This window comes from Arsenicicoccus piscis, assembly GCF_022568835.1.
Lineage (GTDB): Bacteria > Actinomycetota > Actinomycetes > Actinomycetales > Dermatophilaceae > Arsenicicoccus > Arsenicicoccus piscis.
In genome coordinates this window covers 404,098-417,995 of sequence record NZ_JAKZHV010000002.1, presented here as the reverse complement: position 1 = coordinate 417,995, position 13,898 = coordinate 404,098, and the positions used below count along the sequence as shown (strand labels likewise).

Below are 13,898 nucleotides of genomic sequence, written 5' to 3'. Positions count from 1 at the left end.
GCATCGACCCAGGTCGTAGACTCCCGCTCACCATGGTCGGCACGGTCCTGCGTCGCCTCGCGGTGTTCGTCGCCTCGCTGGCGGTGAGCACCGTGGTCGTGTTCGCGTTCATGGTCCTGCTGCCCGGCGACCCGGCCCGCGTCGCCCTCGGCACCGACGCCTCCGACGCCGCGGTGGACCAGCTGCGGCACGAGTTCGGGCTGGACCGGCCGCTGCCGGTGCAGTACGCCTCGTGGATCGGCGGCCTGCTCACCGGACGTCTCGGCACGAGCTACGTGAGCGGGGCACAGATCGGCCCCCAGCTCGCGGACCGGCTGCAGGTCTCGCTCATCCTGGTGCTCGCGAGCATGGTCGTCGCCGTGGTCGTGGCGGTGCCGCTCGGCGTGTGGATGGCGGTGCGCCACCGCCGCCCGATCGGCGTGGTGCTCTCGGCGCTCGCCCAGCTCGGGGTCGCCGTCCCGGCGTTCCTCGCGGGCATCCTGCTCATCACCATCTTCGCGGTGCGCCTCGGCTGGCTGCCCGCCAACGGGTGGACGCCACCGGCCGTCGACCCCGTCATGTTCGTGCGGCAGCTCGTGCTGCCCGCGCTCGCCCTCGGGCTCGTGCAGGGCGCCGTGCTCACCCGCTACGTCCGCAGCGCCGTCCTCGACGTGCTGCGCGAGGACTACCTGCGCACCGCGCGGGCCAAGGGGTTGCGGCCCGCCCAGGCGCTGTGGCGGCACGGGCTGCGCAACGCCGCCGTCCCGGTCGTCACCGTGCTCGGGCTGCAGCTGGCGACCACCCTCGTCGGCGCGGTCGTGGTGGAGCGGGTGTTCGTGATCCCCGGCCTCGGCTCGCTGCTGCTGGACGCCGTCGGCAACCGCGACCTGCTCGTCGTCCAGGACGTGGTGATGGTGCTGGTCGCCGCCGTGCTGCTGGTCAACCTCCTCGTCGACGTGCTCTACGTCGTGCTGGACCCGCGCCTGCGGCTGGGGGACGCGTGAGCGACCTCACCGCACCGGGCGGCCCCGCGCCGGACCTCGCCGGCGACCGCAGCTATCCCGGCACCTTGCTCGTCGGCTGCGCGCTCACGGGCGTGGTCGTGCTGCTGGCGCTCGTCTCCTTCGTCTGGACGCCGTACGACCCCGGCCTGATCGACGGGCTGCACCGGCTGCAGGGGCCGTCCGGCGAGCACCTGCTCGGCACCGACAAGTTCGGTCGCGACGAGCTCTCGCGGATCATGGTCGGCGCGCGCACCACGGTCTTCGTCGGCGTCGTCGCCGTCGGTCTGTCGGTGCTCGTCGGGGTGCCGCTCGGCATCCTCGGTGCGATGGGCCCGCGGTGGCTCGGCGAGCTGGTCGGTCGCCTCGGCGACCTCGTCCTCGCCTTCCCGGCCCTGCTGCTCGCGATCATGCTCAGCGCGGTCTACGGCGGCTCGACCCTCACCGCGATGATCGCCATCGGCATCGCCGGCATCCCGACCTTCGCCCGGGTGACCCGCTCGGGGGCGCTCGGCGTGCTGCGCTCGGACTACGTGCTCGCGGCCCGCTCCTGCGGCCTGTCGGCGCCGGCGATCGCCGTGCGGCACGTGCTGCCGAACGTCTCCTCGCTGATCATCGTCCAGGCGTCGGTCGCGTTCGCGATGGCGATCCTGGCCGAGGCGGCGCTGTCCTTCCTCGGGCTCGGGACCCCGCCCGACGTGCCGTCGTGGGGGCGGATGCTGCAGGAGAGCCAGGAGCTGCTCTTCGTCGCCCCCCGGCTCGCGTGGGTGCCGGGCGCGGCCATCGCCCTCGCCGTCCTCGGCTTCAACCTGCTCGGCGACGGCCTGCGCGACCGGCTGGACCCGCGGCTGAAGGAGCGCCGATGAGCACCGTCGTGGACCCGGTCCTGCGCGTGCGTGACCTCACGATCCGCACGCGGTCGGTCGAGCTGCTGCGCGGCGTAGACCTCACGATCGGGCGCGGGGAGCGGGTCGGGCTGATCGGGGAGTCGGGCTCCGGCAAGTCCATCACCTCGCTCGCGATCATGGGGCTGCTGCCCGACAACGTCCAGGCCACCGGCTCGGTGCGGCTGGGGGAGCGCGAGCTGCTCGGCACGCCCGAGCGCGAGCTGGCGCGGGTGCGTGGCCGGGACGTCGCCATGGTCTTCCAGGAGCCGATGACCGCGCTGAACCCCACCATGCGGATCGGGGACCAGGTCGCCGAGGCCATGCTGATCCACCACACCCAGCCGTCGCGGGCCGCGGCCGCCGACCGCGCGATCGAGCTGCTCGAGGCCGTCCGGCTCCCGGACCCCAAGGCGCTCGTCCGGGCCTACCCGCACCAGCTCTCGGGCGGTCAGCGGCAGCGCGTCGTCCTGGCCATCGCGCTCGCCAACGACCCCGCGCTGCTGATCTGCGACGAGCCCACGACCGCCCTCGACGTCACGGTGCAGCAGCTGGTGCTCGACCTGCTCGTGCGCGGCGTCGAGGAGCGTGACGCGGCGATGCTGTTCATCACCCACGACCTCGCGGTGGTGGCCAACGTGTGCGAGCAGGTGGCGGTGATGTACGGCGGGCGGATCGTCGAGGCCGGGCCGGTGAACGAGGTGTTCCGGCGTCCGCGGCACCGCTACACCCAGGGTCTGCTGGCCGCCTCCGACCTGGCCGTCGACCCGCACAGCGGCCAGCTGCGGGCCATCGCCGGGTCGGTGCCGGCCGCCGGACGGTTCCCCGAGGGGTGCGTCTTCCGCAGCCGCTGCTGGAAGGCCACCGACCAGTGCCGGGCGGAGCCGCCGTGGACGGGTGCGCCGCACGGGCCGGGTTACGCCTGCTGGCACCCGGCGCAGTCGGAGGTGATCACGTGAGCAGCACGGTGGACCTGCAGGGCAGCGCGCAGCCGCCGCAGGGGGAGCCGGTGATCGAGGTCGAGGACGTGCGGCGGGTCTACGGGCGACCGCGCAGCGGACTGTTCGGGAAAGCCGCGTCCGTGACCGCGCTCGACGGCGTCAGCCTGACCGTCCACCGCGGCGAGAAGCTCGGCATCGTCGGCGAGTCCGGGTGCGGCAAGTCCACCCTGCTGCGGATCGTCGCGGGGCTGCACCGACCCACCTCCGGGCGGGTCCGCGTCGAGGGTCGCGAGGTCACCGGCAGCGACCGCGACCTGGCCTGGCTGCGCCGCCGGCTGCAGGTCGTCTTCCAGGACCCGATGAGCTCGCTGGACCCCCGCATGCGGGTCGGCGACATCATCGCCGAGCCGCTCGTCGGGCTGCGGGTCGAGGGTGACCACCGGGCTCGCGTCGCTGAGCTGCTGGAGGCCGTGGGGCTCGACGCCGAGGCGGCCGAGCGCTACCCCCACATGTTCAGCGGCGGTCAGCGCCAACGGATCTCGATCGCGCGGGCGCTCGCGCCGAGGCCGCAGGTGCTGCTCGCCGACGAGCCCGTGTCGGCCCTCGACGTGTCCGTGCGCGCGCAGGTGCTCAACGTCGTCGAACGCCTCGTCGCAGACCTCGACCTCACCCTGGTGTTCGTGTCGCACGACCTGTCGGTGGTGCGCCACGTGTGCGAGCGGGTGGTCGTGATGACTCGAGGTCGGATCGTCGAGGAGGGCCCGACCGAGCAGGTCTACACCCACCCTCGGCACGACTACACGAAGGCGCTCGTGGCGGCCGTGCCGAGCGTCCGCCGCGCGCTCACCGAAGAGCGTGGGGTCGGCTGAGCAGAAGGTCCAGCTCGTCGTCGAGGTCGAGGCGGCGGCACATCGCGTCGATGACGTGGACGTCGGCGGGCGACAGGAGCCCGTGGTGCAGGCACATCAGCAGCGACTGCGCCGTCCGCAGCTCACCCGACAGCAGCACCTCGTCGAGGCCGACGAACTCGGGCTCGGAGTCCTCCAGGGGAGCGCCCCAGAAGCGGCGCATCAGCCGGCTCAGCCCGGTGCCCTCGGGCACCACGCCCGGGGGGATCGTCGGCCACCCGTCCAGGATGCCCCGGCCGTCGGGCTCGATCATGACGCTGACGTCGAGCCCCCGGGACCGGCCGTGCACGAGCAGGATGTGGTGGCCCCCGGGCGGCGCGTCGGACGCCATGACGAGCACGTCCCAGCGGCTGGCCGGAGACATCGTCACCTCCAGCAGCAGCTGGTCGATCGCGGCCTGGTCGTAGCCCTCGGGGAAGGTCACGCGACCGTGGCCGCCGGGGTGCACCCGGCTGCCGTGCGGTGCGGTGGCGCGGCCGACGGCGCCGACCCACTCGTCGACGACGTCGATGCTGGTCCCCGGGGTGAGGGACGGGTCGCCGGGCTGGACGACGGGAAGGGTGCGAGCCATGGGAATCTCCTGGTGACTGAAGGGTTCTGGGTCGGTTGATGGGTGGCTGATGGGTCGGTGGATGGGTGGTTGCTGGGTCAGTGGGTGACGGGTCAGTGGGTGACGGGTCAGTGGGTGACGGTGGCCGGGCCGGGCGGCGTGGTCGGCGGGCGGTCGAACGCTCCCTCGGCGGCACGCTCGGCGACGTCGTAGCCGAGCGCGGCGGCCGTCAGCGCGTCCGCGACGCGGCGCACGTCCTCGGCGTGGGCGCCGAGGCCCACCGTCCAGGAGCCGGCGAAGGTCTCGACAGCCGCCGCCAGAGCGCCGTCACCGACGCAGCCGGTCTGCCAGCGGGTCGCGCCCAGCCCGTCGCCCTCGTGGGCGAGCGCGAGACCCGTCTCGCGCAGCGCCGCCGCGGCGGCGTCGAGCTCGGTCGTGTCGACGCGGATCATCACGGCGCGCTCACCACCCGCGGTGTCGTGCGTCGCCGGCCGGTGGACGGGATGACCTCGAGCGGGTGGGCGGTGATGATGCCCTCGCCGGCGGGCTCGACGACGACCCGCACCAGCCGACCGTCGAGTCGGCCCTCGACCCGGAACCGGTCGCGCCCGCGCAGCGTGCTCGCCCACGTCCAGCTCGCGTCGGGGGAGAGGGTGAGGGCCTCGACGGCACCCATGAGGTCACCGGCGCACCACTCGGCGGGGAAGAGCGACTTCTTGGGGCGCGGCGGCGGGCAGTGGCCACCGGACCAGTCGGGCTGGCCGTCGCGGCCGCGGCGCAGCTCGCCGTCGCGGATGTGCCGCTCGCGCGACGGGTTCACCCGCAGGAAGGCTCCCTCGCGCCACAGCTGCCCCCACCGCTCGGCGATCTCGACACGTGCCGCCGCCCGCTGGACCTTGGGGAACGGCAGGTGCGCCACCTTCCGGGTCACGGGGTCGAACCCCGCCGAGCCGGCCGGTGACAGGTCCTGGAGCTGCTCGGGGCTTGGCATCCAGTCGCCGGCCTCGCGCTCCAGCACCCGGGCGCCTTGACGACTCCCCTGGACGGCGTCGCCCAGGCCGGGCAGCAGGCCCACCGCCGTGATCACCGCATCCGCCGTGCGGCCCTGGCCCAGCTGCAGCGGCAGGTTCGCGAGGTCCGCGACGTTGCCGACGACGGGCACCAGACCCGCGGCGTCGAGCACCTGGCCGAAGCCGTCTGCCACGGTGGGCACCTCGGGCAGGCGGGGTGCCCGAGGTGCCACCGAGGCCAGGCCTAGCAGGGTCGCGGCGGTCTCGGCGGCGGACCGGGCGGCCCGCGCGGCGGCCTCGCCCGCGAGGGCTGCGGCAGCCGCACGCATCGGTGCCCCGGGGTCGGTGGCGAACGGGAACGTGGAGAGGGCGCCGTCGTGCGCGGCGGAGAGTGCGAGCTCCTGAGCCCCGGTCAGCAGCCGTAGCCCGTCGGGGTGGCTCGCGTCCAGGGTCGCGGCGGCGTGGGCGGTGGCCTGGACGCCGTCCTCGTGGAGAGCGACGGCGCGCCGGGTGTCCTGCTGGGCGGACTCGAGGACGGCGGCGTGCCGGGTCAGCGCGTCGGCGGCGGCGCCGAGCAGCTGGGCCGCACCGGCGAGGCCAGGCCCGAGCGCGTCCAGCCCCGTGCCCGCCGCGACCGATGCCGGGCCGTCCCACGAGGGGGTGGACACCCGCGCGACCGACTGGGCCGCGTGCACCAGGGCCACCGCCACCTGCCGCCAGCGACCCGCCAGCGCCACCACTGCGGCGGGGTCACCCTGCAGGGCTGCCGGGGCGCCGGTGCCGAGCAGCGGCACGGCACCGGCGGCCGGGGGCGCAGCGAACGTCAGCACGGTCTACTCCTGGTCCAAGCGATGGCAAACATAAGGAAACGAATGCCAAGACCGTAGAGCGAACGCACCGAAGCTGCGGAAGGTTATCCACAGCCAAAGCGGTCCTTCGTCAGCGAGCAGCCTCGTCGATCTCTCGGCCCGTCGTCGGGCGGAAGTCCCAGACGTCGACCGGGTGGATGTCCTAAGGTGCAACGCGTGACGAACACACCACCCGCCACGCCTCGAGACCATGGGCGCAGCGGCCTCCCGATCGGCACCGATGGCGTCCATGCCGTCGATGCCGTCGTCGACGTGATCGACGTCGAGCCGGGCGGACCCCTCGCCCGGTTCCAGCACGAGGTCGGTGACCTGTGGTGGTCCCTCGGCGGGCACTGCACACCGCTCGACGAGTCCGAGCTCGCCCGCTGGCTCGATCGGCTCGACCGGCACCTCGAGGGCCACGCCGCCGAGGCCCGGTCGATCACCCTGGCCAACGACCTGCGCGCGCTGGTGGCCGGGTGGGCCCACTTCGACCGCGAGGAGCGCGCGGTCCTCTGCGGAGCGATCATCTACCTGGTCACCATCGACGACGCCGTCCCGGACGGCACGCCTCCCGGCGACGGCCTGGACGACGACGACCGGGTCGTCAGCGCCGCGGTGCGCGTGCTGCTGCGCCGAGCTCCGTGAGCCGGCCGCCGACGTCGCCCACCGCCTTCGGCGTGACGACCGACCTCGTCGTCTTCACCATGCACGAGGGCATCTGGGAGGTCCTGCTCGTGCGCCGCAGCGAGGACCCCTATCGCGGGCGCCTGGCCCTGCCCGGTGGCTTCGTCGAGGCCGGCGAGGACCTCGAGGACGCGGCCTATCGCGAGCTGCGCGAGGAGGCCGGGGTCGAGCCGCACCACGTCGTGCTCGAGCAGCTGCGCACCTACGGCACCCCGGGTCGGGACGAGCGCATGCGCGTCGTCACCGTGGCCTGGCTCGCGTTCGGTGCGGACCTGCCGATGCCCGTCGCCGGGGTCGACGTCGCGTCCGCCGAGTGGGTGCCGGTCGACAGCGTGGACCCGAGCACCCTCGCGTTCGACCACGGCGAGATCCTGCGCGACGGCGTCGAGCGGTGCCGCGCCAAGCTCGAGTACACCAACCTCGCGACCAGCTTCTGCGACCCCGAGTTCACCGTCGCGGAGCTGCGCCAGGTCTACGAGCGCGTGTGGGGCGTGCGCCTCGACCCACGCAACTTCCACCGCAAGGTCACCGGCGTCCCCGGCTTCCTCGTCGAGTCCGGGCAGCGCACGACCCGCGGTGGTGGGCGCCCGGCCATGATCTATCGAGCCGGCGACCAGCTGCGGCTGCACCCACCCGTCATGCGACCGGGCTCGTGACCGAGCCGACGCGCAGTCCCGCTGCGCAGGAGTCGGACGTGGAGCCGGAGGTGGAGCAGCAGCAGGCGGACGCGGAGCAGCAGCCAGATGCGGCCGTGCCGTGGGCGATGCAGATCGCCGTGCGCTACGACAAGTCCGCTCTGCCGCAAGAGATGTCGGTGTGCGAGGTCACCGCCCGCGCGGTCCTGGAGCTGCTGGCAGACCCACGCGCGGTGGACGGTGAGTGGGCTGGTGCGGTAGCCGCCTGGGAGGGGATGCACATCCGCAAGCTGGTGCGACGCGCGCGCGGAATCCGTTGGGACAAGGCCCAGTCCGTGCCCGGAGTGACGGTGGGCGAGGGGCCCGCGCAGGCCCGCGCGTTCGTGCCCGGTCCGGTGCGCCCGCTCCCGCCGGAGATCGACACGCTGCAGGTGTCGGGCACGAGCTACCCTGCGGATCAACCGAGCTCGGTCGAGGACCCGGTCCTCGTGACGGTCGCGATCAGCCCGCTCGTCGACATGACGAGCGGCAAGGCCGCCGCCCAGTGCGCCCACGCCGCGCAGCGCGCCTACCGCGCGCTGCAACGGGATTCGCCCGATCTGGCCAGCGCGTGGCAGCGAGATGGCTTCCGGCTCAAGGTGATCCGCCCGACGCGACAGGAGTGGGCGGACTGGGAGGACGCCCCGGTGCACATCATCGATGCGGGGTTCACCGAGCTGGACGGCCCGACCGAGACGACCCGCGCGCGCTGGTGATGGGGCGTGCGAGCCCCGTCACGGACCGGGGCGGCGCACCTCGAGACCGGCGTACATCTCCTCGATGAGGTCCGCGTGGTCCTGCTCGGCGCGCTGTCGGCGAGTCATGCCGAGCCCGGCCATGGTCGTGGACGGGCCGCCGAGCGTCCCCGCCACCAGGCGGAAGGCGCGGATCCGCCGGTCGTCCGGCATGTCGACGCCGAGCGCACGGACGTGGTCGCCGACGAGACGCACCACCCGGTCGTCGTCGACGAGCGCGTCCTCCGGGACCTCGGCGAGCTCCGGCAACGCCTCGCGCAGCGCCGCGAGGTCGGGTCGGATCAGCACGGTGAGGTGCGGTCGGTCGTCGCCGATGACGACCGCCTCCGCGACGAGGGCCCCCGCCTCGACGGAGGCCTCCAGCGGACGCGGGGAGACGTAGGCCAGCCGGACCGTGACGATCACGTCGTTCATCCGTGAGGTGAGGTGCAGGAAGCCCTGGTCGTCCAGCCGACCGGTCTGCCCGGTGTGCAGCCAGCCGTCGCGCAGCGCCTGCTGGGTCTCGCGGGTGCGCCCGTAGTAGCCCCGCATGACACCCGGCCCGCGCACCAGGACCTGCGAGCTCTCGTCCAGGACCACCTCGGTGCGGGCGATCGGCCGCCCGACCGAGCCCGGGCTGGAGGCCCACGGCGTGTTGGCGGTGACCACGAAGCCGGTCTCGGGCCGGCCCCAGACGACGAACGGGCGCATCCCGATCGTCGTGAGGAAGTCGACGACCTCCGGCGCGAGCTCGCTGCCGAGCACCAGGCACAGGCGCTTGGGGCCGCCGAGGCGGTCGCGCAGCCGGGCCTGCTGGCGCCGGTCCACGGCCAGCGTGCGGGCCCTCCCGAGCAGACCGGCTGGGGTGCCCGCGCGGCCGCTGCCGGCGAGGCCGAGCGCCGTGAGCACCTGCTGCATCACCAGGCTGCTCGTGACGAGGATGTCGGGACGGACCTGCTCGAGCATGGCCGCGGCACGGTCTACGCCGTCGAGGATGGTGACCTGCCCGTGGAGGGTGAGGGTGAGCAGGCAGGTCGACAGCTCGATCGGCTGGGACAGCGGGAGCATCGTGAGCGAGCGCACCGGGGGACCGGGGTCGAACGAGTCGATCAGCGCGTCGATGGGGTGCTGGACGTTGCGGTGCGACTGGACCACCCCGCGCATGTAGCCCGTGCTGTCCTGGGCGTAGAGCAGCAGCGCGACGTCGTCCGGCGACCAGTGCTCCGAGCGGCGGCGGGCCTCGGCCGCGGTGGCCAGGTCGAACGGGACCTGCAGCCAGCGGGTGAGCGGCAGCTCGTCGTAGCCGTCCACCCCGCCGACCCGGCGGGGCTGGCCCAGCTGGTCGAACGACACGACGAGCCGCACCGACGGCAGCCGGCCGGAGAGGATCCGCAGGTGGCGCAGCGCCGCGTCGCCCGAGACGAACGCGACCCGCGCCTCGGTCTCGCGAAAGATCGTCCCGATCTCCTCCGTGGCGCCGTGCGGGTCGAGCGGCACCGCGACGGCTCCGACAGCGAGGACCGCGTAGAACGCCACGAGCCACTCCGGCCGGTTGCTCGCCATGATGACGGCGGCGTCCCCGGGCTCCACGCCTTCGGTGATGAGGCCGTGCGCGACGTGTCGCACCTGCGCGGCCATCTCGGCGTAGGTCTGCTCCACCCACCGGCCGCCGACCTGATGACGGAGCGCGACCGACTCCGGGCGTTGCTCGGCCCGGGCGAAGAGCAGTTGGACGAGGTGGGCGGACATCGTAGGGAAGACTAACGCGACCGATGGTCACGCTGCGTGCCCGGCGGCCCGGGCGGGACACCGGCCCGTCGTCAATGAGGAAGAGGCCCGCCGTCAGGCGAGGAACAGGTCGTCGACGACCGCCGCCCAGCGGTCGTCCGGCACCAGGTGACCGACCCCGGCGATGGTCGACACGTCGACGCCGAGACGGCGCTTGGCGCTCGCGGCGAGGGCCGACGGCGGCACGAAGGTGTCCTGCTCGCCGACGGCGACCACGAGGGGGGTGCCGGCGAGCCGGTCGAGGTAGTGCTGCGGGAGCGCCTTGGGGGAGAACGAGGACTTGCACGCGCGCCCGACGATGGTCATCCACTCGACGGCCCACTGCGGCGGTCGCTCGGTGCCGGCCATCATGTGCCGCAGCACCCCGAGGCTGCTGGCCGCGGTGGCGTGCATGACCCACCGGGTCGCGTCGGCCGTCACCCGGGCGCTCGGCCGGATGGGGACGATGCCTCCCGGGGCGACGAGGAGCCGGCGGGTCACGACCGGGGACTCGGCGGTCAGTGCGATCGCGCCGCCGACGGAGTAGCCGAGCAGGGTGAGGTCGCTCGCCCCGGTGTCGTCGAGCAGGGCGGAGAGCCAGGAGCCGTACCACGCGGTCGTGTCGCGTCGCGAGCGCAGCGGGCTGGACAGCCCGGGCTGGCCGGGCACGTCGACGACCCAGGCCGTGCCGTGCCTGGCCGCGGCCTCGGCGAGGGCGAGCGAGCTGGCCGCACAGAAGTTGGTGCCGGGGACGACGACGACGTCCGGGGTGCCCTCGCCGATCTTGACGACGTGGGTGGCCACCGCGTCCCCGAGCACCGGATGCACCTCATGCAGATCCCGGGTGTGCGGGACCTCCCACGCGTCCAGGGTCCGGGTGCACCAGGACGCAATCTCGTCGCGCCCCGTCGCTGACCGGTAGACGTCAATCACGAGCGGGAACGATACCCGACTCCTCGGGGGGTCACGGCCCGCCCGGGAAGGGGGTGCCCGGAGTGCTCGCACCGTGGGTGGGGTGAGGGTCTGTCAGCGGGGGCGACTATCGTCGAGGCAGACCGATCCGGTCGCCGCCCCCGAGGACGAGCCGTCGTCCGTCCCAGGTCGCCGACCGTGGCCCCACCCGTCGAGGAGACCGTTCGTGAGCACCGCAGACCCCACCCCTACCGCAGCCCTGCCCGACCGCGACCGCGAGCTCGTCGCCGGTCTCGACGAGTACTGCGACGGCGTGCTGGCGGCGATCGGTGCTGCGGACCCCGTCGGCTTCGGCGAGGCGCACGGGTCGCTCTGCTCCTGGTCGCAGTTCCAGCTCGTGCCCCACCTGGTGGCGCTCGAGCAGCTGGTGCTGCCGGAGCTGGCGAAGGCCCCGGGCGCCGAGCTCCTCGCCCAGGCCCTCGTCGCGACCCACCGGGTGATCGCCGGTCTCGTCGACGCGGTCAACACCCCCGGCGAGATCGTCCTGCTGGCCGGCGACGTGCAGGCCCTGCGGGTGACCGTCCGCAGCCACCTCGCGAGCGTGGACAACCTCGCGCTGCCGGCGCTCGCCGCCGCGGGCGCCGACCTCGACCAGCTGACCCGAGGCGTCACGACGACCGCCGCCGCCCTGGCCGAGCAGTACGCCCTGGCGGTGCAGTCCGACCTCGACGCCGCCCACGCCCAGCCCGCCGAGGCGGGCGGGGGCGGCTGCGGCGGTGGTGGTGGTGGCGGGTGCGGCGGCTGTGGTGGCCTGTGCGGGGTCGACGACGACCCGCGCTCGCCGGAGCAGAAGGCGGCCGACCGGGCCGCCGTCAAGGTCACCCGCACCGCCTAGGGGAGCACCCATGCTGACGACGTCCTGGCTGCAGGCGTCACCCGCGGCTCTCGTCGTCGTCGCGCTGCTCTGGCTCCCCGGCCTGCTTATCGGTCGGGCCGCCCGGCTGCGTGGGCTGGTCCTGGTCGCGTCCGCGCCGCTGCTCAGCCTCGGCACCATCGCTCTCGCCCAGGCGGCCTGCGCCGTGCTCGGCGTCCCCGCTGGTCGGTGCTGCCGTGCCTGGCGGTGCTGCTCGTCGTGCTGGCCGGCACCCTGGCCCTCCAGCGGCTCGTCGGGTCGCTGTCGGCCCGCCGCGCCAGGGCTCGAGCTGGTGCGGCGACCGGAGCGTCGGCCTGGACCGGGCCCCCGCGGTGGGGTCGTGGCGCCGCCGTCGCGCTCGCGGCGACCGTCTCCGTCGTCGCCACCGCGGTGCCGATCATGCTGGCGATCGGCGAGCCCTGGCGACCGCAGCAGTCCAACGACTCGCCCTTCCACTACACCGCCATCTGGCGGGTGCTGACCTCCGGATCCGCCTCGTGGGACACGGTGTTCGCGACGAGCTCACCCGGCTCTCGCGGGTTCTACCCGGTGGGCTTCCACGGTTTCGTCGCCCTGGCCACCCAGCTGAGCGGTCAGTTCCTGGTCGTGACCACCAACGTCGTGGTGCTCGCCCTGGCCGCGCTGGTGTGGCCCCTCGGCCTGCTGGCGGCGGTGCGCGCCCTCGTGCCGCGGTCGGCCGCCGCACTGTGGGCGGTGGCGCTGCTCGCGCCGGTCGTCGTGTCGATGCCCTACCTGCTGCTCTCCTTCGGCGCGCTGTGGCCCAACGTCATGGGGCTGACCCTGCTGCCGGGGCTGGTGGCCGCCGCGCTGGCCGGCTCTGCCCGGATCGCGGGCGAGCGACGGCCAGGCACCGGGGGAGTCGTCGGCATCGCGATCGTGCTGGCGCTCGGCGTGTTCGCGATCGTCTTCGCCCATCCGTCGGTGGCGCTCAACGCCGTCGTCGTCCTCGGGCCGCTGCTGCTCGCGGTGCTCGGGCGGCTCAGCGTGCGGGCCTGGCGGGCCTCGCGGCGCGGGCGCACGGTCGTCGTCGTGGGCTGGGCGCTCCTCGGGGTCGTGGGGGTCGTCGGCCTGGTCGTGCTGCTGCGGGTGGGTGCCTCGGTCGCGGCCGCCGGCTCGCGCAACACCCAGACCTTCGGCGGAGCGCTCTGGCGGGCGCTGACGCTCGCGACCCCGCTCAGCCCGGGCCTGCTCGTGCTGGGCGTCCTCGCCCTCGCCGGCGCGGCGCGGGCGCTGGTCATCCGGCGGCACCGCTGGCTGGTCGTGGCGCACGTCCTCACCGGCGTCCAGTTCGTCCTGGCCGGCTCAACGGCCGGGCTGCCGGCGGCGGTGCTCACGGGGATGTGGTACCGCGACGCGTACCGCTTCCCGCCCGTCCTCGCCCTCACCGCGCTGCTGCTGACGGCCGTCGCCGTCGAGGGTCTGGTAGACCTCGTGGCCCGCTCGGGGGTCCTGGCCCGGCTGGCCACCCGTGGACGCGGGTCGGGCGGCCCTGCCGTCCGGCGTTGGGCCCCGGTGCTGGTGGTGCTGCTCGTGGCGCTCGCCGCGCGGGCCCCCTTCGACAGCCACTCGGCCCTGCGGGTCGTGGCGCAGAACTACTCGCGGGTGGGCTACGACAGCGAGCTGGTGTCACCCGCCGAGCTGCGGCTCTATGCCGACGTGCACGCTCGGCCCCGCGACCGCCGCCGACGCGACGCCGGCCGGTCGGCAGGGGGTCCTCGGCGACCCGTTCGGTGGCGCGATGTTCGCCGGGCTCTACAGCGACCGGCCGAACGCCGTCAACCACTTCGTCGGCGTGCTGGACCCCGACCGGATGCTCCTCGTCCTCGGGCTCCAGCACCTCGGCACCGACCCCGCGGTGTGCGCCGCGGCCCGACGGCTCAACATCGGCTACGTCGTCGATGACAGCCACCGCATCTGGCCGGGCCACAACAACGCCGTCAGCTTTGCCGGCCTGCACGACCTCGGGCGCCTGACCGGGGTGCCGGGCCTGATCCCCATCGGTCGCGAGGGGAGCGTCACGGTCTACCGCATCACGGGGTGCTGACCATCACAGGTGCTGAGCTCCACGG

At 74.1% G+C, this 13,898-nt stretch carries 14 protein-coding genes and 2 pseudogenes; 11 read left to right on the top strand and 5 right to left on the bottom strand.

Translation table 11 applies throughout. From position 1 onward, the window contains the following. The first annotated feature begins 32 nt into the window (after positions 1-32). The 4 genes from MM440_RS04910 to MM440_RS04895 are packed head-to-tail and all read left to right on the top strand — an operon-like array spanning position 33 to position 3,674. Positions 33-983: an ABC transporter permease gene (locus MM440_RS04910; RefSeq protein ID WP_241442990.1), complete on the top strand. Its 951-nt coding sequence runs from the start codon at positions 33-35 to the stop codon at positions 981-983. Continuing rightward, positions 980-1,846, top strand: coding sequence for an ABC transporter permease (locus tag MM440_RS04905; protein ID WP_241442982.1), 867 nt, complete (start codon positions 980-982; stop codon positions 1,844-1,846). The genes MM440_RS04910 and MM440_RS04905 overlap by 4 nt, the downstream gene beginning before the upstream one ends. Next, positions 1,843-2,823: an ABC transporter ATP-binding protein gene (locus MM440_RS04900; protein ID WP_241442980.1), complete on the top strand. Its 981-nt coding sequence runs from the start codon at positions 1,843-1,845 to the stop codon at positions 2,821-2,823. The genes MM440_RS04905 and MM440_RS04900 overlap by 4 nt, the downstream gene beginning before the upstream one ends. Then, complete coding sequence (locus MM440_RS04895; protein WP_241442978.1) at positions 2,820-3,674, top strand: ATP-binding cassette domain-containing protein; 855 nt, start codon at positions 2,820-2,822, stop codon at positions 3,672-3,674. Before MM440_RS04900 ends, MM440_RS04895 begins: the two co-directional genes overlap by 4 nt. On the opposite strand, the gene MM440_RS04890 is transcribed toward MM440_RS04895, so the two are convergent. The 3 genes from MM440_RS04890 to MM440_RS04880 all read right to left on the bottom strand — a co-directional run bounded on the left by MM440_RS04890 (position 3,649) and on the right by MM440_RS04880 (position 6,103). Beyond that, on the bottom strand, positions 3,649-4,284 hold the full coding sequence (locus MM440_RS04890; RefSeq protein ID WP_241442976.1) for a hypothetical protein: 636 nt from the start codon (positions 4,282-4,284) through the stop codon (positions 3,649-3,651). The two genes, MM440_RS04895 and MM440_RS04890, sit on opposite strands and share 26 nt — an antisense overlap. A gap of 107 nt (positions 4,285-4,391) precedes the next feature. Continuing rightward, positions 4,392-4,718, bottom strand: a complete 327-nt coding sequence (locus MM440_RS04885; RefSeq protein ID WP_241442974.1) for a hypothetical protein — start codon at positions 4,716-4,718, stop codon at positions 4,392-4,394. Continuing rightward, positions 4,715-6,103 carry a putative T7SS-secreted protein gene (locus tag MM440_RS04880; protein WP_241442972.1) on the bottom strand — a complete coding sequence of 463 codons (1,389 nt, stop codon included), beginning with the start codon at positions 6,101-6,103 and terminating at the stop codon, positions 4,715-4,717. Before MM440_RS04880 ends, MM440_RS04885 begins: the two co-directional genes overlap by 4 nt. Positions 6,104-6,298: 195 nt before the next feature. Here MM440_RS04880 and MM440_RS04875 point away from each other — a divergent pair, with 195 nt between their 5' ends. From MM440_RS04875 to MM440_RS04865, 3 genes are read left to right on the top strand one after another with little or no spacing between them, the layout of a single operon-like run. Further along, positions 6,299-6,769: a hypothetical protein gene (locus MM440_RS04875; protein ID WP_241442963.1), complete on the top strand. Its 471-nt coding sequence runs from the start codon at positions 6,299-6,301 to the stop codon at positions 6,767-6,769. Positions 6,770-6,801: 32 nt separating this feature from the next. Beyond that, complete coding sequence (locus MM440_RS04870; protein WP_241442961.1) at positions 6,802-7,464, top strand: NUDIX hydrolase; 663 nt, start codon at positions 6,802-6,804, stop codon at positions 7,462-7,464. 38 nt (positions 7,465-7,502) lie between these two features. Beyond that, positions 7,503-8,198 carry a peptidyl-tRNA hydrolase gene (locus MM440_RS04865; RefSeq protein WP_241442959.1) on the top strand — a complete coding sequence of 232 codons (696 nt, stop codon included), beginning with the start codon at positions 7,503-7,505 and terminating at the stop codon, positions 8,196-8,198. A gap of 18 nt (positions 8,199-8,216) precedes the next feature. On the opposite strand, the gene MM440_RS04860 is transcribed toward MM440_RS04865, so the two are convergent. Both MM440_RS04860 and MM440_RS04855 read right to left on the bottom strand, forming a co-directional pair. Next, positions 8,217-9,965, bottom strand: coding sequence for an AMP-binding protein (locus tag MM440_RS04860; protein ID WP_241442951.1), 1,749 nt, complete (start codon positions 9,963-9,965; stop codon positions 8,217-8,219). Positions 9,966-10,058: 93 nt separating this feature from the next. After that, positions 10,059-10,916, bottom strand: coding sequence for an alpha/beta fold hydrolase (locus tag MM440_RS04855; protein ID WP_241442949.1), 858 nt, complete (start codon positions 10,914-10,916; stop codon positions 10,059-10,061). Positions 10,917-11,121: 205 nt separating this feature from the next. Between MM440_RS04855 and MM440_RS04850 the strand changes: the two genes are divergently transcribed. The 4 genes and pseudogenes from MM440_RS04850 (at position 11,122) to MM440_RS17255 (ending at position 13,873) form a co-directional block, all read left to right on the top strand. After that, positions 11,122-11,790, top strand: a complete 669-nt coding sequence (locus MM440_RS04850; RefSeq protein WP_241442947.1) for a hypothetical protein — start codon at positions 11,122-11,124, stop codon at positions 11,788-11,790. A 10-nt stretch (positions 11,791-11,800) separates the two neighbouring features. Then, positions 11,801-11,983: pseudogene (locus MM440_RS17575) on the top strand (DUF6541 family protein); the annotation flags it as partial. Between the two features lie 14 nt (positions 11,984-11,997). Next, a pseudogene (locus MM440_RS04845) lies at positions 11,998-13,479 on the top strand (DUF6541 family protein); the annotation flags it as partial. After that, entirely contained in the window at positions 13,478-13,873 is a 396-nt protein-coding gene (locus MM440_RS17255; protein ID WP_338155603.1) for a DUF6541 family protein, read from the top strand. The pseudogene MM440_RS04845 and the gene MM440_RS17255, both read left to right, overlap by 2 nt. Positions 13,874-13,898 lie beyond the last annotated feature (25 nt).

Bases quoted from the DNA above. Each gene is read 5' to 3' on its own strand.
- MM440_RS04900 (WP_241442980.1), top strand. From the start codon at position 1,843: ATGAGCACCGTCGTGGACCCGGTCCTGCGCGTGCGTGACCTCACGATC.
- MM440_RS04890 (WP_241442976.1), bottom strand. From the start codon at position 4,284: ATGGCTCGCACCCTTCCCGTCGTCCAGCCCGGCGACCCGTCCCTCACC.
- MM440_RS04910 (WP_241442990.1), top strand. From the start codon at position 33: ATGGTCGGCACGGTCCTGCGTCGCCTCGCGGTGTTCGTCGCCTCGCTG.
- MM440_RS17255 (WP_338155603.1), top strand. From the start codon at position 13,478: ATGCCGACGTGCACGCTCGGCCCCGCGACCGCCGCCGACGCGACGCCG.
- MM440_RS04860 (WP_241442951.1), bottom strand. From the start codon at position 9,965: ATGTCCGCCCACCTCGTCCAACTGCTCTTCGCCCGGGCCGAGCAACGC.